The following is an 18,213-nucleotide window of genomic DNA, read 5'->3' on the forward strand; positions in this document are numbered from 1 at the left end:
TGGTTGACATGAAGAAAATCGGAATATTCGGGGGCACATTTGACCCTCCGCACAACGGACATCTTCTGATGGCTAATGAAGTCCTTCATCAGGCGGAGCTCGATGAGATTTGGTTTATGCCCAATAAAATCCCTCCGCACAAGCAGAATGAAGACTTTACAGACAGCCGGCACCGGGTGGAGATGCTGAAGCTTGCCATCAGCTCGAATTCCGGCTTTAAGCTTGAGCTTGCGGAAATGGACCGGAAAGGCCCTTCTTATACCTATGATACTGTCCGTTTACTGAAGGAGCGGCACCCGAACGACAAGCTTTTCTTTATTATCGGGGCGGATATGATTGAATATCTGCCGAAATGGTACAAACTGGACGAACTGCTCACGCTCATTCAATTTATCGGAGTGCGGCGCCCGGGGTATCATATTGAGACCCCGTACCCGCTGCTTTTTGCCGACGTTCCGGAATTTGACGTTTCGTCAACGATGCTGAGAGAACGTCTCAAAGCAAAAAAGCCGACGCAATACTTAATGCCGGATAAAGTGAGGCAGTATATAGAGGAGAATGATTTATATGAATCGTGAGGAAGCACTTGCCTGCGTCAAAGAACAGCTGACCGAGCATCGCTACATCCACACAATCGGCGTGACAGATACGGCGGTTATTCTCGCAGGCCGGTTCGGAGCAGACCCGAAAAAAGCGGAAATGGCTGCTATATTTCATGATTATGCGAAATTCCGGCCGAAAGAAGAAATGAAGCAGATCATCGTGCGGGAAAAAATGCCGGCTGAGCTCTTGGATTACAATGCCGAGCTGTGGCATGCCCCTGTGGGAGCGTATTTGGCTGAGAAAGAAGCGGGGATCACTGATCCTGAGATCTTGGATGCAATCCGCTATCACACGTCAGGGCGTCCCGGAATGACCCTTTTAGACAAAGTCATTTATGTTGCGGATTACATTGAACCCGGCCGCCATTTTCCCGGAGTGGAAGAGGTGCGCCGTCTGGCGGAAACAGATCTGAACGAAGCGCTCATACAAGCGATGAAAAATACAATGATATTTCTGATGAAAAAAAACCAGCCGGTCTTTCCGGAGACGTTTGCAACCTATAATTGGCTGGTGTCTTTAAAATTGACAGGAGGAATTTGAAGAATGAATCAAGCTTCCGTATTAAAAATCGCGGCAAAAGCATGCGACGATAAACGTGCAGAAGATATTTTAGCGCTGGACATGGAAGGAATCTCACTTATAGCGGATTACTTTTTAATCTGCCACGGGAATTCTGATAAGCAGGTTCAGGCAATTGCGCGTGAAATTAAAGATCAGGCAGAAGAAAACGGCATTGATGTGAAAAAGATGGAAGGGTTTGATGAGGCCCGCTGGATTTTAGTTGATCTCGGCGACGTCATTGTCCACGTTTTCCATAAAGATGAAAGAAGCTACTACAACCTTGAAAAGCTATGGGGCGACGCGCCGCTCGCAGAGCTTGAGCTCGGCTTGAACTCATGATTTACCAAGGCTTCGCCGGCGTATATGACGAGTTAATGTCACATGCGCCGTATGATGAATGGGCGGGCTGGATCGAAGCGTCTCTTCCGGAAAAGGGAAGGGTGCTTGATCTTGCCTGCGGAACCGGAGAAATATCCATCAGGCTTGCTGAAAAAGGCTGCGAAGTCACGGGGATTGATTTGAGTGAAGATATGCTGAGCTGTGCCCAGCAGAAAAAAACGGGAAAGCCGATTCTTTTTCTCCAGCAGGATATGAGAGAGCTTTCCGGTTTTGAAGAACAGTTTGATGCTGTAGTCATCTGCTGTGATTCCCTAAATTACTTAAAAACGAAAAATGATGTCTTAAGCACCTTCAAAAGTGTTTTTCAAGTTTTGAAGGAGGACGGCCTGCTTCTGTTTGACGTCCATTCCCCATATAAAATGACGGAGCTTTTTCCGGACAGCACCCATGCGGATCAGGATGAGCAGATCAGCTATATCTGGCAAAGCTTTGCCGGCGATGAAGAGCTTTCTGTCATCCATGATATGTCCTTTTTCGTATGGAACGGACAATCTTATGACCGCTATGACGAGACGCATGAGCAAAAAACATTTTACATTGAAGAATATGAACAAATGCTTGCAGAGACCGGATTTGAACTGAAGAAGGTGACGGCTGATTTTACAGACCGGCCTCCTTCAACAGAGTCTGAACGTCTTTTCTTCACGGCAGGCAAACCAAAAACCATCGTTTAAACGGAACGATGGTTTTTAAAATGCATTTTTTGCGATTGGCGAGATAAAGCACTTTATGGCATACTCAGTTACACGTGAAATTGCTTCTTCACTAACGATATATCTTCATCGTATTTGTCATGTGTACGCTGAAAGACACGGTTGAACATATCCTGAACACCGCTTTCGAGAGCCTTCAGTCCTTCCCCGGTGACGCCGCCTTTTACGCATACTTTTTCCTGCAAGGCGGGAAGTGTGTAATGCCCTGTTTCCAGAAGCTTTCCGAGACCGACAAGCATTTCCGTCGACATTATCACGGCTTCTTCTTTGGTGATGTCCGTTTCTTCCACTGCCGCGTCAATAAAGCGCTGAACGAGATAACTCATAAAAGCGGGCCCGCAGCTGACAATGTCTGACGCCGCTCTTGTAATGCCGCTGCTGATTTCCACAGGTTTTGAAATATGAGTGAACAGCGTTTGAATATCCGCTTTTGCAGACTCGCTGCAGCTTTTGCCGAACGTAACAAGCGAGACGCCGGCCAAGGCGCGGTTCGTAATGCTCGGAATGACGCGGGCCGTCTGACACGGAACCGTATGTTCAATCTGATCCGTCTGAACGGGACTGGTAATGGAGATTAAGATGTGATCTTTCCGTAAATGCGGTGTGAGTTTCTTCAGCAAAGGATATATATCCAGCGGTTTTACACAAATGAATATTATTTCATTTTCCTGTACGAGCTTTTCCTGATCCTCGGTGACATGGATGCCGCTGAAACGTTCTTTTAGTTTTAATGCTTTTTCGATTGTTCTGTTTGTGATGGTGATATGTGAGGGATCGGCAGCGTTTGATTCGATAAACGATTCAATCAGGATCGTTCCCATGTTTCCGGTGCCGATAAAGCCTATTTTCAATGAATTCCCCTCCTTTTTCCCTTAATCCTCTAAACCTTATGCGGGGAGGCAATGCAATATGACGAAAGCGATGATGACGGAGCGGCTGCGGCGGAACCTGAAAATTCTGGGCGCTTGTCTTGTAGCAGGGGCGGTTTTTATCTGCATTTGGCTGTTTCGTTCTGAAAAGGAAGAGCCGGTCAAACAGCAGTCCGTGCTCGGCCAAACAGCCTCAGCATCCGTCGCGGACAAAAAAGACACCGCAGACGACAAGATTATGATTGATTTGAAAGGCGCGGTCCGAAATCCCGGCGTGTATGAAATGAAAGCGGGAGACAGAGTGACTCAAGCCATTGAAAAAGCCGGCGGCCTGAAGAAAAAGGCGGATGAATTGAACGTTAATTTAGCAGAGCAGCTGCAGGACGGGACGATTGTTTATATTCCGAGTGAAGGCGAAGAGGAGAATCGCCCGAAAACAGCAGCGGGTGAAAAGGAGAATGCAGCTGTCAATATCAATACGGCATCTCTGGACGAACTTCAGGCGATTTCCGGGGTGGGGCAGAAAAAAGCGGAAGCGATTATCGCCTACCGAGAAGAAAAAGGACGGTTTCAGACTGCTGAAGATTTGATGAATGTATCAGGCTTTGGAGAAAAGTCATTTGAGCGGATAAAAACTTCCATTACGGTAAAGTGAATTGACGGTTCTGCTTAAATCTATGTAAACTTAGAAAAGCAACAAGACTTTTTGGAGGGAACACTTGTGGAACGAATCTCATGGAATCAATATTTTATGGCGCAAAGCCATTTGCTGGCGCTGAGAAGCACATGTCCGAGACTGTCAGTCGGGGCAACCGTAGTCAGAGATAAGCGGATGATTGCCGGCGGATACAACGGCTCAATCGCCGGCGGCGTCCATTGCGCTGATGAAGGATGCCTTTTAATAGATAATCATTGCCAGCGGACCATACATGCAGAGATGAATGCGATTCTGCAATGTTCTAAGTTCGGTGTTCCGACGGAGGGCGCCGAAATTTATGTGACGCATTATCCTTGTATTCAATGCTGCAAATCAATTATCCAGGCAGGCATCAAAACGGTTTATTATGCCGAAGATTACAAAACACAGCCTTATGCAAAAGAGCTGTTCAGCCAAGCCGGAGTCAAGGTGGAGCAGGTCGAACTTGATGAAATGATCATCGATCTGAAAAACCGCGAAAAATTGTCTTTTGTAGCAGGTCTGATTCAGCAATTATCTGATGCGGGGGTTAAGGCAGATGAACTGAAAAAAATTCATGAACAGGCCAATGAGCTGTTTACCAGTTACGTATAAATGAAATATAAATACCTTCTTCTGCCTCTGGCGGCGGTTTCTGCAACTGCGGGAATTGCCGCCGCTCATGTCTTCTGGGTTCTGCTCCTTTTTCTTCTGTATCTTCTCTTTATTATTGTAAAAACAAAGCACCATGCTCCGGTTATCGTCTGCCTCGTTTCTTTTTGTGTTTATTTCTTTCTTTATACGGTTTGTGACGCTGCGAATGTAACGCGGTATCAGGCCGGCAGTTATACTGAACAGGCCGTCATCACTAATATTCCGAAGGTTGACGGAGCGAAAATGTCAGCCGTTATCCGTACACATGACAAGGAAAAATGGGCGGCTTCGTACAAAATCCGTTCTCTTGAGGAAAAAAGACTTATTGAACAGCTTGAACCGGGGATGCGCTGCACGTTTACAGGCTCTCTGGAACAGCCTGCACATGCGACGGTTCCCGGAGGTTTTGATTATAAGGAATATCTTCACTCTCAGCAGATTCACTGGTTATTTTCCGTGACTTCCATTCAGCAGTGTGAAAAATCCAAACAGCCGCTGTTTAAACTGCTGAACATCAGAAAAAATTTGATTTCGATCATTCGGAATCACGTGCCTGAATCTTCCGCCGGAATTGTTGAAGCGCTGACCTTAGGTGAAAAATTTTCTATAGAGGACGATATACTGAGTGCATATCAAAATTTGGGAGTCGTTCATTTAATGGCGATTTCCGGAATGCATGTCGGTCTTATTACGGCGGGATTATTTTATGCTCTGATCAGAATCGGGCTGACAAGAGAAAAAGCGGGAATTTTGCTGCTGCTGTTTTTGCCGGTGTATACGCTGCTGAGCGGTGCCGCCCCATCCGTATTGCGCGCATCCCTCATGCTGGGATTTTATATCGCCGGAACTCTTGTTAAACGCGGCATTCATTCCTCTGCTGCATTGTCCCTGTCTTATCTGCTGCTCCTGATGTTTAATCCTTACTTCCTTTGGCAGGCGGGCTTCCAGCTTTCCTTTGCGGTAAGCGCCTCTTTAATTCTGTCATCCTCCATTTTAAAGAAAGCGGGGAAAAGCAGACTTGCCGGGCTTGCGATGGCTTCATTCATTGCGGAGCTCAGCTCACTTCCGTTTCTTCTCTATCATTTTCAGCAGATTTCACTTGTCAGTTTTCTGATGAATATGGTGTTGGTGCCATTTTATACGTTATTTGTCATTCCGGTTTCTGTTATCGGTTTCCTTCTTCTTTTACTTTCAAGGCAGATGGGAGAATGTTTGTTTGATATGTTCGACCTTGTGATGAAGCCTGTGCATGATTTCATTACATATGCGGCATCCGTTGATTTATTTACTATGATTGTGTCAAAGCCTGATTTTGTTTCCCTTCTTCTGCTTGCGGTTTCAGTTTTTACGCTTTTTGCGGCTTTGGAAAAGGGAGGTTTTTTAAAACTCAGGAAATCGGCTCTTTTTTTCTGCGCGGTTTTGGCTTATTTAATATGCCGTCCGTATTTCAGTCCATGGGGAGAAGCGGATATGCTTGATATCGGGCAGGGAGACTCACTGTTTATAAGCGCGCCGCACCGCAAAGGGACCGTAATGGTTGATACAGGGGGAGTGATTTCTTATCCCGGAGAATCATGGAAAGAAAAACGCCACCCGTATTCTATCGGCGAGAAGGTTTTGATTCCGTTTTTAAACGGAAAAGGGGTGAAAAAGCTGGATGCGCTGATTTTAACCCATGCGGATCAAGATCACATCGGAGAAGCCGGAGTGTTAATCAAAAATCATAGAGTCAAACGGTTAATTGTCCCCGTGGGATTCGTAAAAGAACCGAAAGATCAGAACATATTAAATATGGCGAAAGAAAACAACATTCCCGTTGCCGAAGCAAAGCGGGGCGACACCATTACAGCCGGTGATCTTCAGTTTCAGGTGCTGTCTCCGGAGTCGTCTGACGGAAGGAGTAAAAATGATTCGTCACTGGTGCTTTGGACGGTTTTAGGCGGAGTGAGCTGGCTTTTGACGGGAGATTTAGAATCGGACGGCGAAACGGAAGTGCTGAAAACGTATCCGAAACTGAAGGCTGATATATTGAAGGCGGGTCATCACGGCAGCAAAAGCTCTACGAGTGAAGCCTTTTTGAAACAGCTTCAGCCGGAAGCAGCGCTGATTTCAGCAGGAAAAGAGAATCGATACCATCATCCGCATGAAGAAGTGCTGGATCGTTTGAAGGTGTACTCTGTCAATGTGCTTCGCACCGATGTCAGCGGAACGATTCAATACAGATTTAAAAAAGGCGCCGGAACGTTTTCCGTCTTCCCTCCATATGATATAGAAGAAACCAGGGCGCAAGAAGTAAAAAAGACTGCCGATTGACAGCAGCCCGGAATGCGGCTAAGAGCCGATAAGATGGATGGCTGTTGCCATCACGAACAAAAAGGCGAAAAATCCGAAGGACACGACAAAACCGACAGCTGAGTCAACAGCATCATTTCGTTTGCTTTGAACGTTTTTTTCAAAATCATTCAATTTCATCCCTCCTGACTTCCCTAAGTATACTGGAATTGTTTTGAAAAATCTAGAAGTGATGGTAACGTTTTCTGTTCTTGTGATTATCGCCTTTTTACAAGCAGACCCGGGAGCATGTGAATCAGGCGTTTATTATAAATGAGGAAGCTGTCCTTAAAGCTTCCTCTTTACTATTTGCCGAACTCAATTTAGGATAGAAGGGGATCAAGAAAGAGAGGAAGTCATACGATCATGGTATTTGATGTTTGGAAAGCCCTGAAAAAAGGGGATGTCCGCTCCGTTTATTGCTTATACGGAAAAGAAACGTATCTGCTCCAAGAGACTGTCAGCCGGATCAGACAAGCTGTCGTTGATGAGGAGACAAAGGATTTTAACCTGTCTGTTTTTGATCTTGAAGAAGATCCGCTTGACCAGGCCGTAACCGATGCGGAAACGTTTCCGTTTATGGGAGAGAAGCGGCTGGTCATCGTAAAAAATCCGTCTTTTTTAACAGGGGAAAAAAAGAAAGAAAAAATAGAGCATAATACAGCCGCTCTGGAGACTTATCTGAAGGAGCCTGCACCTTACACGGTCTTTGTGATTGTGGCTCCGTATGAGAAGCTGGACGAACGGAAAAAGCTGACGAAAGCGCTGAAGCAAAAAGCCCTTATGATTGAAGCTAAGGAGCTGAATGCAAAGGAGACGACTGATTTTACGATTAATCTGGCGAAATCCGAAAATAAAATGATCGATACAGAAGCTGCCGAGCATTTGGTTCTGCTTGCAAACGGCCATCTGTCTTCCATATATCAGGAAATACAAAAACTCTCCGCCTACACCGGTGACAGACATGAGATCACACTTGAAGATGTCCGGGAGCTCGTCGCAAGAAGTTTGGAGCAGAATATTTTTGAGCTGATCAACAAAATCGTGAACCGAAAACGGACGGAAAGTCTTCAAATATTTTATGATCTTTTAAAACAAAACGAAGAACCGATCAAAATTATGGCGCTGATCGCCAACCAATTCCGTCTGATTATGCAGACGAAGTATTTTGCAGGACAAGGATACGGCCAAAAGCAAATCGCTTCCAACTTAAAGGTGCACCCCTTCCGGGTAAAGCTGGCGATGGATCAGGCGAGGCTTTTTTCTGAAGAAGAGCTGCGGCGTATTATAGAAAGACTCGCAGTGATGGATTATGAAATGAAAACGGGGAAAAAGGACAAGCAGCTCTTGCTGGAGCTCTTTCTCCTTGAGCTTCTCCGGACTGAATGAAAAAAACGATCCCCGTTAAAGGGATCGTTTTTGTATTATGCAGAAAGTCCGTTCACTTGTTTCGCAAGTCTAGATTTGTATCGAGCTGCGGCATTTTTGTGTACAAGACCTGTTTTCACTGCTTTATCAATGCGTTTCGCTGCTTCAGAAAGAGCAGTTTTCGCTTTATCCGCTTCGTTGTTAGCAACAGAAGCTTCAACTTGTTTGATTGCAGTACGCATAGCAGATTTGATTGTCGCGTTATGAGCGCGGCGTTCGTTGTTTGTTTTTGTACGTTTAATCGCTGATTTAATGTTTGGCATGTGTTTCACCTCCTAAGATACAACCTGTAGCACAGTGTCTTAAGGTTAAATCTTCTTCACAATAGAACAAATTGTATTCTATCAAACAGAACTTTAGATTGCAATATAAATGTAAAGTATTTTTCGTTGATGGGTAAATTCGCATGATTCGTTTTGTAAATGGCCACACTATGTACCACGATGATTGAAGGAGGTCTTCCCCGTGAAAAACAACGAACTGGATGTCAATCAATTTCTGATACGGACGGATTTAGCGGTAGAAACGAAACAGGCGGTAAAAGACGGACAAGCCGGTCAGAAAAAAGAAATAAACGGGTTTATTGAAAAAGAACGCGACAAGGGCGGCATTAAAGTCAGAACCGTCGATATTACCAAAGAAGGCGCCGAGCTATCGGGGAAAAAGCAGGGACGCTATGTCACGATCGAAGCTCAAGGGGTTCGGGAACACGACTCTGACATGCAGGAAAAAGTAACGGAAGTGTTTGCCGAGGAATTTTCCGCCTATTTGTCTGCATTAAAGATTCCAAAGGATGCAAGCTGTTTGATCGTCGGTCTGGGCAACTGGAATGTGACGCCGGATGCGCTCGGCCCTCTCGTGACCGAAAACCTACTTGTGACAAGGCATCTGTTCAGGCTTCAGCCTGAAAATGTGCAGGAAGGGTACAGGCCGGTCAGCGCGCTTGCTCCCGGTGTGATGGGATTAACGGGAATTGAAACGAGCGATATTATTCAAGGTGTCATCAAAGAATCAAAGCCGGATTTTGTGATCGCGGTAGACGCTCTTGCGGCAAGAGCCGTTGAAAGGGTGAACACGACCATCCAATTTTCTGATACGGGCATTCACCCGGGATCAGGCGTCGGCAATAAGAGAAAAGAATTAAGCAAGGAAACGCTCGGCATTCCCGTCATCGCAATCGGGGTACCGACTGTCGTTGATGCGGTTACGATCGCAAGCGATACGGTGGATTATATATTAAAACATTTCGGCAGAGAGATGAAAGATGACAGCCCGTCAAGATCTCTGGTGCCCGCCGGAATGAACTTCGGCAAAAAGAAGGTGCTGACAGACGAAGACCTTCCCGGAGAAAAAGAACGCCAATCCTTTCTCGGTATTGTCGGCACGCTGGACGAAAACGAAAAGCGCCAGCTGATTCACGAAGTGCTTTCTCCGCTCGGCCATAATCTGATGGTCACGCCGAAGGAGATTGACACCTTTATTGATGATATGGCGAACGTACTTGCAAACGGGTTAAACACCGCCCTTCATGAAAAAGTGTCACAAGATAACAAAGGTTCTTATAATCATTAAAGTGGTTCTACCTCCTCTAGCTTGTTCATAGAGTAATTACTAGACAAGCGCTGGAGGGATTCAAATCATGAGAAAAAAACGCAGAAACCGTCAAATTGTCGTTGCAGTAAACGGTGGAAATGCGCTCAAGGGCATGTTTTTGTTTATGACAAGCCTTATCGTTATTTTCGTATTATCGGGTGTGCTCACATCGCTTCGCCCTGAACTGAGGCTTTCTTCGGATTCTCTTCACGGAATTGCCGGAGAACTTCCGGGTGACGCGTTTGCACACCTCCTCGGCATGGAAAATCATTATTTCGCCTCAGAGCTTCCTGAAAAAGACTCTTTTCAGCTGTCCCGGCTTTCCTTAAAACTGGCGACAAGCATTAATATGGAAGACCCGCGGAGTTTCTTGGGACGTGAGCTGCCGGGATTTGCCCAATATGATACGGAGATCCTTCTGGCGGGGCAGGGGACGGATTATACGAATATGCCGGCTGAATCTCCGCCGCCGTCAAAAGTGATGGAAAAAGAAAAAGAAGTGAACCTGGCAGAAATCGAAAACAAAACGAAAAAAGAAGAAACGGCGCCGCCGAAACATTCAACAGGCAGCAAAAAAGTCGTCTTTATTTACCACACTCATAATACCGAATCCTACCTTCCTCTGTTAAAGGGGGAAACAAATCCGGATAACGCCCGCCATTCGAAGGCCAATGTCACGCTTGTCGGAGATATGTTCGGAAAAGCGCTTGAAGCGCAAGGTGTAGGAGCGACCGTAGATAAAACCGACATTCAGGCCCGCCTGAACAAAGACGGCTTAAATTATGCGCGAAGCTATGACGAATCAAGGCCGGTCGTAAAAAGCGCGCTCACCAAAAATAAAAACCTGCAATATACCATAGACATTCACCGGGATTCCCGCCGCAAGAAAAATACGACAGCCGACATCAAAGGAAGAAGCTATGCCAGAGTCGCCATCGTCGTCGGCAAAAAAAGCGCTAATTTTGAAGAAAACTATAAACTCGCAAGTGAACTTCATAAGCTCATGGAGAAAAAATACCCCGGCTTAAGCGTCGGTGTTTTATCTAAAGGCTCTCCGGGAGATAATGGAGTGTACAACCAGGATTTAAACGACCGGTCGCTTCTGCTGGAATTCGGGGGCGTGGATAACAATCTTGAAGAACTGAGGCGCGCATCAGATGCCGTGGCCGATGTGTTCAGCGAACTGTACTGGGATGCAGAAAAGGTCAGTTCGCAATCAGGAGAGAAGAAAAAACAATAGAAATCAGGTGATTCGAATGATCCGTTTTACCGGCAAATGCCTGCTGATCGCCATTGTCATGTTTTTCGGCGTATTGTTCGGCATGCAGCAGGCAAACAGCGGAATGCTTGATATGAAAGGATACAAAGATCCCTCCTTAAAAGGAGCGTTCACGCTCGGCGGCGGAGAAGGACAGGAAAAAGAAGCTTCCATTTTGGGGCAAACCGTTACGGCGAAAGATCTGGAAGAAAAACAAAAACAGCTGGAACAGGCGGAAACCTTCAACTTGTTTTCAAAAGCCGGGGAAACCCTTTCAAATACCGTGACGGACTCGGCGCAGGCGATGTATGAGTGGGTTTCGAAACTGAACCGTTAGCATTGATGAAGAGAAAAGCGGATGATTCCTTAAAGGAAGCTTTTCTCTTTCTTGTTTTAATTGAATGTTTACAATCCTATTGATATAATCTAAGCTAGTGTATTTTGCGTTTAATAGTAGGAGTGATAGATTGTGACAGATAAAGAAAAGCGTTTAGAGAGGCAGTCAAGAATCCGGAATTTCTCCATCATCGCCCACATAGACCACGGCAAATCGACCTTGGCGGATCGGATTTTAGAAAAAACATCGGCGATCACCCAGCGGGAAATGAAAGAACAATTGCTTGATTCAATGGACCTTGAACGCGAACGGGGAATTACCATCAAATTAAATTCCGTTCAGCTGAAATATAAAGCAAAAGACGGAGAAGAATATATATTCCATCTCATCGACACGCCCGGACACGTCGACTTTACATATGAAGTATCGCGAAGCCTGGCTGCCTGTGAAGGCGCGATTCTCGTTGTTGATGCGGCTCAGGGAATAGAAGCGCAGACATTGGCGAACGTCTATCTGGCGCTTGATAATGATCTTGAGATTCTTCCTGTCATTAATAAAATCGATCTTCCGAGCGCAGAGCCAGAACGTGTGCGTCAAGAGGTTGAGGACGTTATCGGCCTTGACGCTTCAGACGCCGTCCTCGCTTCAGCGAAAGCGGGCATCGGCATCGAAGACATTTTAGAACAGATCGTAGAAAAAGTGCCGGCTCCCGCGGGAGACCCGGAAGCTCCGCTGAAAGCGCTCATCTTTGACTCGCTTTATGACGCGTACCGCGGAGTCGTCGCGTATATCAGAGTCGTAGAAGGAACGGTCAAACCGGGCCAGAAAATTAAAATGATGGCAACCGGAAAAGAGTTTGAAGTGACAGAAGTCGGTGTGTTCACGCCGAAAGCAACTCCGACAGATGAACTGACTGTCGGCGATGTAGGCTTTTTAACTGCTGCGATTAAAAATGTCGGTGACACACGCGTCGGTGACACGATAACAAGCGCGGCCAATCAGGCTGCCGAAGCATTGCCTGGATATCGCAAGCTGAACCCGATGGTGTATTGCGGTTTGTATCCGATCGATACGGCCAAATACAACGATTTAAGGGAAGCTCTTGAGAAACTTGAACTGAATGACTCATCGCTTCAATATGAAGCAGAGACATCCCAAGCGCTCGGATTCGGTTTCCGCTGCGGATTTTTAGGTATGCTTCACATGGAAATCATCCAGGAGCGGATTGAGCGTGAGTTTAAAATCGACCTGATCACAACGGCACCGAGTGTTATCTATGATGTGTATATGACAGACGGCGAAAAGGTTGTTGTCGACAACCCGTCCAACATGCCTGACCCACAAAAGATCGAAAGAATCGAGGAGCCGTATGTAAAAGCGACAATGATGGTGCCGAACGATTATGTCGGTGCGGTGATGGAGCTTTGCCAAGGAAAACGCGGCAATTTTATCGACATGCAATATTTAGACGCAAATCGTGTCAGCATTGTCTATGACATGCCATTAGCGGAAATCGTCTATGAGTTTTTTGATCAGCTGAAATCAAGCACAAAAGGCTACGCGTCCTTTGATTACGAGCTGATCGGCTACAAACCGTCCAAACTTGTCAAGATGGACATTATGCTGAACGGAGAAAAAATCGACGCCCTTTCATTTATCGTGCATCGCGATTACGCGTACGAACGCGGAAAAGTAATTGTGGAAAAACTGAAAGAGCTTATTCCGCGCCAGCACTTTGAAGTACCGATTCAAGCAGCGATCGGCCAGAAAATCGTGGCCCGCTCTACCATTAAAGCGATGCGTAAAAACGTATTGGCTAAATGTTACGGCGGAGACATCTCGCGGAAACGGAAGCTTCTTGAAAAACAAAAAGAAGGAAAACGCCGGATGAAGCAGGTCGGCTCAGTAGAAGTGCCGCAGGAAGCGTTTATGGCCGTTCTTAAAATGGATGACAGCCCGAAAAAATAACGGAAGCCGCCGCAGTCCCGCGCTGCGGCTTCTTTCTGTAAAGAAGAAGGTGTTTCAAAATGAAATCAGCTTATATTCATATTCCGTTTTGTGAGCATATCTGCCACTATTGCGATTTCAATAAATATTTTATTCAAAGCCAGCCTGTCGATGAGTACTTAAACTCACTCGAAAAGGAAATGATAAATACAATAGAACGGACGGGACGGCCTGATCTCCGTACGATTTTTATCGGGGGAGGCACGCCGACATCGCTTTCACCCGTCCAGCTGGAAAAATTGATGGATTCCATTCACCGCGTGCTGAAGCCTTCTGACGGACTCATAGAATTTGCCGCGGAAGCGAATCCGGATGATTTGTCCCCGGAAAAATTAAAAATTATGAAAAATGCCGGTGTCAACCGGCTGAGCTTCGGTGTTCAAACCTTTGAAGATGAGCTTTTACAAAAAATCGGCAGAGTGCATAAACAAAAGGACGTATTCACTTCCTTTGAACGTGCGAGGGCTCTCGGCTTCGAAAACATCAGTCTCGATTTGATGTTCGGCCTGCCGGGGCAGACGCTGGCCGATCTTGACAATTCCGTCAAAACGGCTTTATCTCTTGATGCGGAGCACTATTCCGTTTACTCGCTGATCGTAGAGCCGAAAACGGTGTTTTATAATTTAATGCAAAAAGGCCGCCTGCATCTCCCGGCGCAAGAACAAGAGGCCGAGATGTATGAAACGGTCATGAGGCAGATGAGTGAAGCGGGCATCCGTCAATACGAGATCAGTAACTTTGCAAAGCCCGGATACGAGTCGCAGCATAATCTGACGTATTGGAGCAATGAAGAGTATTTCGGTTTTGGCGCAGGCGCTCACGGATATATCAGCGGGACGCGCACCGTCAACGCCGGGCCTGTGAAACATTACATGCAGCTCATCGAAGAAAAGGCGCTGCCTTACCGTGACACGCACAAGGTGACACGTGAGGAGCAGATTGAAGAAGAAATGTTCCTCGGTCTCAGAAAAATGTCCGGCGTACAAAAGCAAGCTTTTCTCGATAAATTCGGACGCTCGGTCGACGAACTGTTTCCCGATGTTCTCAAAGATTTAACCGAAAAAGGCCTGATCTGTGACGCGGAAGAATCGGTTGCATTAACGCATGAGGGCAAATTATTAGGAAATGAGGTTTTTGGTGCTTTTTTGGGTGAGTTATAATTGACATTTTTCTTTTGGTTTGTTACTTTTGATATAGAATTAGCACTCGCTGACCTTGAGTGCTAACAGGGGTGATGATGATGTTAACAAATCGTCAGCTGTTGATCCTGCAAGTGATCATTAATGATTTTATACAATCAGCGCAGCCTGTAGGATCAAGAACTCTTTCAAAAAAAGACGAGATTACATTCAGCTCTGCAACGATCAGAAACGAGATGGCTGACTTGGAGGAATTGGGCTTTATTGAAAAAACCCATTCATCCTCAGGACGGATTCCGTCGGAAAAAGGGTACAGGTATTATGTCGATCATTTGCTGTCACCCGTCAAGCTGACAAAAACCGATCTGGATTTAATTCACTCGATATTTAAAGAAAAAATCTTCGAGCTGGAAAAAACAGTCCAAAAATCAGCGCAAATCCTGTCCGATCTGACAAACTACACATCGATTGTCCTCGGGCCGACGCTGAGCGAGAACTATCTTAAACAGATTCAAATCGTTCCGATCCAGCCGGATAAGGCGGTCGCCATCCTCGTCACGAACACGGGGCATGTCGAAAACCGCACCATCAATTTCCCGGCTAAAGTGGATTTGGCCGATATTGAAAAACTGGTCAATATATTAAACGATCGATTAGCGGGCGTGCCGATGGACGAACTGAATGAGCGCATTTTCAAAGAGGTTGTCACATATTTAAGGCAGCATATCGCCAACTATGACAGCATACTTGAATCGCTCCGCTCCACATTCCATCCGGCGGCCCACGTCGAGAAATTGTTTTTCGGCGGAAAGATCAACATGCTGAATCAGCCGGAGTTCCATGATATTGAAAGGGTCCGCTCGCTCTTATCTTTAATTGAAAAAGAGCAGGATGTTCTGAAGCTGTTTCAGTCATCAAAAGCCGGGATTTCAATCAAAATCGGGAAAGAAAACGACTACGAAGAAATGGAAAACTGCAGTTTAATCACGGCCACCTATACAGTTGATACGAAACAGATCGGATCAATCGCGATTATCGGGCCGACGCGCATGAATTATTCAAGAGTCGTCAGCCTGCTGCAGCACGTGACTTCGGACTTGTCAAAAGCATTCACAAGTTTGTATGATGAATAAGGGAATTTTGGCAATCATTTTCAGTCATCTTTTTACAGCATTTGAGGGAGGTGAACACAATGTCAGAAGAAAAACAAACCGCAGAACAGGTTGAAGCAGCAGAACAAGAAGAAGTGACAGAACAGGCAGAACAAGCCGCTTCACAAGAGCAGCATGAAGAAACGGCAGGTCAGGAAGAAGCCCTTCAGCACCAAATTGATGAATTGCAGGGTTTGCTTGATGAAAAAGAAAACAAGCTTTTGCGTGTTCAAGCAGACTTTGAAAACTATAAACGACGCAGCCGCCTTGAAATGGAAGCTGCTCAGAAATACCGTTCTCAAAACGTCGTAACGGAAATCCTTCCGGCTCTCGACAACTTTGAACGGGCGCTACAGGTAGAAGCTGAAAGCGAGCAGACAAAAAGCTTGCTGCAAGGTATGGAAATGGTCCGCCGCCAGCTGATGGACGCACTTGAAAAAGAAGGCGTAGAAGCCATCGAAGCTGTCGGTCAGGAATTTGATCCGAACCTTCACCAAGCCGTCATGCAGGTGGAAGATGAAAACTTCGGCAGCAATATTGTTATCGAAGAACTGCAAAAAGGCTACAAACTGAAGGATCGCGTCATCCGTCCTTCAATGGTAAAAGTGAATCAATAACTACATAGCAGGAGGTAATTCAAAGTGAGTAAAGTAATCGGAATTGACTTGGGTACGACAAACTCATGTGTGGCAGTGCTTGAAGGCGGAGAGCCTACAGTCATCGCCAACGCTGAAGGAAACCGTACGACTCCGTCAGTCGTTGCATTTAAAAACGGCGAGCGCCAAGTAGGGGAAGTGGCGAAACGCCAATCAATCACAAATCCTAACACAATCATGTCTGTTAAACGCCATATGGGTACTGACTATAAAGTGGAAATTGAAGGAAAAGACTACACGCCTCAAGAAGTGTCAGCTATTATCCTTCAGCATCTGAAAGCATATGCTGAAAGCTACCTCGGCGAAACAGTTTCAAAAGCCGTTATCACGGTTCCTGCATACTTCAACGATGCTGAGCGCCAAGCGACAAAAGATGCCGGTAAAATCGCCGGTCTTGAAGTAGAGCGTATTATCAACGAGCCGACTGCAGCAGCGCTTGCATACGGACTTGATAAAACGGATGAAGACCAAACAATTCTTGTTTACGACCTTGGCGGCGGTACGTTTGACGTATCTGTTCTTGAACTTGGCGACGGCGTGTTTGAAGTCCGTTCAACTGCCGGTGACAACCGTCTTGGCGGGGACGACTTTGACCAAGTCATCATCGATCATCTCGTAGCAGAATTCAAAAAAGAAAACGGCATTGATCTTTCAAAAGACAAAATGGCGCTTCAGCGTTTAAAAGATGCGGCTGAAAAAGCGAAAAAAGATCTTTCCGGCGTATCATCCACACAAATTTCTTTACCGTTTATCACGGCGGGAGAAGCAGGTCCTCTTCACCTTGAGCTGACACTGACCCGCGCTAAATTCGAAGAGCTTTCCGCTCACCTTGTTGAGCGCACAATGGCTCCTGTCCGTCAGGCTCTTCAAGATGCGGATCTTTCTGCAAGCGAAATCGATAAAGTTATCCTTGTCGGCGGATCAACACGTATTCCTGCCGTACAGGAAGCAATCAAAAAAGAAACGGGTAAAGAAGCGCATAAAGGCGTAAACCCTGATGAAGTTGTAGCGCTGGGTGCAGCGATTCAAGGCGGCGTCATCACTGGAGACGTAAAAGACGTTGTTCTTCTTGACGTTACACCGCTTTCTCTCGGTATTGAAACAATGGGCGGCGTGTTCACGAAACTGATCGACCGCAACACGACAATTCCGACGAGCAAGTCTCAAGTATTCTCAACCGCTGCTGACAACCAAACAGCTGTTGATATCCATGTTCTTCAAGGTGAGCGCCCGATGTCTGCCGACAACAAAACGCTCGGCCGCTTCCAGCTTACTGATATCCCGCCTGCACCGCGCGGCGTACCGCAAATCGAAGTTTCTTTCGATATTGACAAAAACGGTATCGTAAACGTAAGAGCGAAAGACTTAGGCACAGGAAAAGAACAAAATATTACAATCAAATCTTCTTCAGGTCTTTCTGATGATGAGATCGAACGCATGGTAAAAGAAGCGGAAGAAAACGCTGACGCTGATGCGAAGAGAAAAGAAGAAATCGAAGTCCGCAACGAAGCTGACCAGCTTGTGTTCCAAACGGAAAAAACATTAAAAGATCTGGAAGGCAAAGTGGACGAAGAGCAAGTGAAAAAAGCAAACGACGCGAAAGACGCGCTGAAAGCCGCTATCGAGAAAAACGAAATTGAAGACATCAAAGCGAAAAAAGATGAACTTCAAACAATCGTTCAAGAGCTTTCTATGAAGCTTTACGAAGAAGCGGCGAAAGCGCAGCAGGCTGAAGGCGGAGCAAACGCTGAAGGCAAAAAAGCGGACGACAACGTTGTCGATGCGGAATACGAAGAAGTAAAAGACGACGAAACGAAAAAATAAGTTCTTTCCCGCAT

At 46.1% G+C, this 18,213-nt stretch carries 18 protein-coding genes and 2 pseudogenes; 17 read left to right on the forward strand and 3 right to left on the reverse strand.

Annotated elements, in window-relative coordinates:
- The first annotated feature begins 8 nt into the window (after nt 1-8).
- Genes ACWHAR_RS02205 through ACWHAR_RS02220 form a run of 4 tightly spaced genes read left to right on the forward strand, consistent with a single transcriptional unit; the run spans nt 9 to nt 2,237 of the window.
- The gene (locus tag ACWHAR_RS02205) at nt 9-578 is read left to right on the forward strand and encodes a nicotinate-nucleotide adenylyltransferase (RefSeq protein WP_007408258.1); all 570 of its coding nucleotides are present in this window, start codon (nt 9-11) and stop codon (nt 576-578) included.
- A complete protein-coding gene (gene yqeK / locus ACWHAR_RS02210; protein ID WP_032873949.1) occupies nt 568-1,143 on the forward strand; it encodes a bis(5'-nucleosyl)-tetraphosphatase (symmetrical) YqeK in 576 nt (191 codons plus the stop codon). Before ACWHAR_RS02205 ends, yqeK begins: the two co-directional genes overlap by 11 nt.
- Before the next feature lie 3 nt (nt 1,144-1,146).
- Nucleotides 1,147-1,503, forward strand: a complete 357-nt coding sequence (rsfS, locus tag ACWHAR_RS02215) for a ribosome silencing factor (RefSeq protein WP_007408260.1) — start codon at nt 1,147-1,149, stop codon at nt 1,501-1,503.
- Nucleotides 1,500-2,237 carry a class I SAM-dependent DNA methyltransferase gene (locus tag ACWHAR_RS02220; protein WP_032873951.1) on the forward strand — a complete coding sequence of 246 codons (738 nt, stop codon included), beginning with the start codon at nt 1,500-1,502 and terminating at the stop codon, nt 2,235-2,237. The genes rsfS and ACWHAR_RS02220 overlap by 4 nt, the downstream gene beginning before the upstream one ends.
- A gap of 68 nt (nt 2,238-2,305) precedes the next feature.
- On the opposite strand, the gene comER is transcribed toward ACWHAR_RS02220, so the two are convergent.
- Nucleotides 2,306-3,127, reverse strand: coding sequence for a late competence protein ComER (gene comER / locus ACWHAR_RS02225; protein ID WP_012118027.1), 822 nt, complete (start codon nt 3,125-3,127; stop codon nt 2,306-2,308).
- Nucleotides 3,128-3,185: 58 nt separating this feature from the next.
- On the opposite strand from comER, the gene ACWHAR_RS02230 reads away from it, so the two are divergent.
- From ACWHAR_RS02230 to ACWHAR_RS02240, 3 genes are all read left to right on the forward strand, one after another.
- A complete protein-coding gene (locus ACWHAR_RS02230; protein WP_032873955.1) occupies nt 3,186-3,800 on the forward strand; it encodes a helix-hairpin-helix domain-containing protein in 615 nt (204 codons plus the stop codon).
- A gap of 66 nt (nt 3,801-3,866) precedes the next feature.
- Nucleotides 3,867-4,436: a ComE operon protein 2 gene (locus ACWHAR_RS02235; protein ID WP_003152868.1), complete on the forward strand. Its 570-nt coding sequence runs from the start codon at nt 3,867-3,869 to the stop codon at nt 4,434-4,436.
- Entirely contained in the window at nt 4,437-6,788 is a 2,352-nt protein-coding gene (locus ACWHAR_RS02240) for a DNA internalization-related competence protein ComEC/Rec2 (protein WP_032873958.1), read from the forward strand.
- Nucleotides 6,789-6,806: 18 nt separating this feature from the next.
- On the opposite strand, the gene ACWHAR_RS02245 is transcribed toward ACWHAR_RS02240, so the two are convergent.
- Entirely contained in the window at nt 6,807-6,941 is a 135-nt protein-coding gene (locus tag ACWHAR_RS02245) for a YqzM family protein (protein WP_003152870.1), read from the reverse strand.
- Nucleotides 6,942-6,981: 40 nt separating this feature from the next.
- On the opposite strand from ACWHAR_RS02245, the pseudogene ACWHAR_RS02250 reads away from it, so the two are divergent.
- Nucleotides 6,982-7,133, forward strand: a pseudogene (locus tag ACWHAR_RS02250) (hypothetical protein).
- 39 nt (nt 7,134-7,172) lie between these two features.
- Nucleotides 7,173-8,214: pseudogene (gene holA, locus ACWHAR_RS02255) on the forward strand (DNA polymerase III subunit delta).
- A gap of 16 nt (nt 8,215-8,230) precedes the next feature.
- Here holA and rpsT read toward each other — a convergent pair.
- Nucleotides 8,231-8,497, reverse strand: coding sequence for a 30S ribosomal protein S20 (gene rpsT, locus ACWHAR_RS02260; protein WP_003152876.1), 267 nt, complete (start codon nt 8,495-8,497; stop codon nt 8,231-8,233).
- Nucleotides 8,498-8,699: 202 nt separating this feature from the next.
- On the opposite strand from rpsT, the gene gpr reads away from it, so the two are divergent.
- From gpr to dnaK, 8 genes are all read left to right on the forward strand, one after another.
- A complete protein-coding gene (gene gpr, locus ACWHAR_RS02265) occupies nt 8,700-9,806 on the forward strand; it encodes a GPR endopeptidase (protein WP_007408268.1) in 1,107 nt (368 codons plus the stop codon).
- Between the two features lie 67 nt (nt 9,807-9,873).
- Nucleotides 9,874-11,067 carry a stage II sporulation protein P gene (spoIIP, locus tag ACWHAR_RS02270; protein ID WP_032873961.1) on the forward strand — a complete coding sequence of 398 codons (1,194 nt, stop codon included), beginning with the start codon at nt 9,874-9,876 and terminating at the stop codon, nt 11,065-11,067.
- A 16-nt stretch (nt 11,068-11,083) separates the two neighbouring features.
- The gene (locus ACWHAR_RS02275) at nt 11,084-11,422 is read left to right on the forward strand and encodes a YqxA family protein (RefSeq protein ID WP_007408270.1); all 339 of its coding nucleotides are present in this window, start codon (nt 11,084-11,086) and stop codon (nt 11,420-11,422) included.
- Between the two features lie 132 nt (nt 11,423-11,554).
- Nucleotides 11,555-13,390, forward strand: coding sequence for a translation elongation factor 4 (gene lepA / locus ACWHAR_RS02280; protein WP_014418416.1), 1,836 nt, complete (start codon nt 11,555-11,557; stop codon nt 13,388-13,390).
- A gap of 59 nt (nt 13,391-13,449) precedes the next feature.
- Complete coding sequence (hemW, locus tag ACWHAR_RS02285; RefSeq protein WP_032873963.1) at nt 13,450-14,589, forward strand: radical SAM family heme chaperone HemW; 1,140 nt, start codon at nt 13,450-13,452, stop codon at nt 14,587-14,589.
- A gap of 80 nt (nt 14,590-14,669) precedes the next feature.
- The gene (hrcA, locus tag ACWHAR_RS02290) at nt 14,670-15,701 is read left to right on the forward strand and encodes a heat-inducible transcriptional repressor HrcA (protein WP_003152889.1); all 1,032 of its coding nucleotides are present in this window, start codon (nt 14,670-14,672) and stop codon (nt 15,699-15,701) included.
- 59 nt (nt 15,702-15,760) lie between these two features.
- Entirely contained in the window at nt 15,761-16,336 is a 576-nt protein-coding gene (gene grpE, locus ACWHAR_RS02295) for a nucleotide exchange factor GrpE (protein WP_003152892.1), read from the forward strand.
- Nucleotides 16,337-16,360: 24 nt separating this feature from the next.
- Entirely contained in the window at nt 16,361-18,199 is a 1,839-nt protein-coding gene (gene dnaK, locus ACWHAR_RS02300; protein WP_007408273.1) for a molecular chaperone DnaK, read from the forward strand.
- Nucleotides 18,200-18,213 lie beyond the last annotated feature (14 nt).

Source organism: Bacillus sp. LR--39 (assembly GCF_053613335.1).

What these genes read in the sequence shown, in the direction of transcription:
- hemW (WP_032873963.1), top strand. Translation starts at nt 13,450, where the DNA reads ATGAAATCAGCTTATATTCATATTCCGTTTTGTGAGCATATCTGCCAC.
- ACWHAR_RS02230 (WP_032873955.1), top strand. Translation starts at nt 3,186, where the DNA reads ATGACGAAAGCGATGATGACGGAGCGGCTGCGGCGGAACCTGAAAATT.
- hrcA (WP_003152889.1), top strand. Translation starts at nt 14,670, where the DNA reads ATGTTAACAAATCGTCAGCTGTTGATCCTGCAAGTGATCATTAATGAT.
- yqeK (WP_032873949.1), top strand. Translation starts at nt 568, where the DNA reads ATGAATCGTGAGGAAGCACTTGCCTGCGTCAAAGAACAGCTGACCGAG.
- ACWHAR_RS02275 (WP_007408270.1), top strand. Translation starts at nt 11,084, where the DNA reads ATGATCCGTTTTACCGGCAAATGCCTGCTGATCGCCATTGTCATGTTT.
- rpsT (WP_003152876.1), bottom strand. Translation starts at nt 8,497, where the DNA reads ATGCCAAACATTAAATCAGCGATTAAACGTACAAAAACAAACAACGAA.
- spoIIP (WP_032873961.1), top strand. Translation starts at nt 9,874, where the DNA reads ATGAGAAAAAAACGCAGAAACCGTCAAATTGTCGTTGCAGTAAACGGT.
- ACWHAR_RS02240 (WP_032873958.1), top strand. Translation starts at nt 4,437, where the DNA reads ATGAAATATAAATACCTTCTTCTGCCTCTGGCGGCGGTTTCTGCAACT.
- rsfS (WP_007408260.1), top strand. Translation starts at nt 1,147, where the DNA reads ATGAATCAAGCTTCCGTATTAAAAATCGCGGCAAAAGCATGCGACGAT.
- grpE (WP_003152892.1), top strand. Translation starts at nt 15,761, where the DNA reads ATGTCAGAAGAAAAACAAACCGCAGAACAGGTTGAAGCAGCAGAACAA.
- ACWHAR_RS02220 (WP_032873951.1), top strand. Translation starts at nt 1,500, where the DNA reads ATGATTTACCAAGGCTTCGCCGGCGTATATGACGAGTTAATGTCACAT.
- ACWHAR_RS02205 (WP_007408258.1), top strand. Translation starts at nt 9, where the DNA reads ATGAAGAAAATCGGAATATTCGGGGGCACATTTGACCCTCCGCACAAC.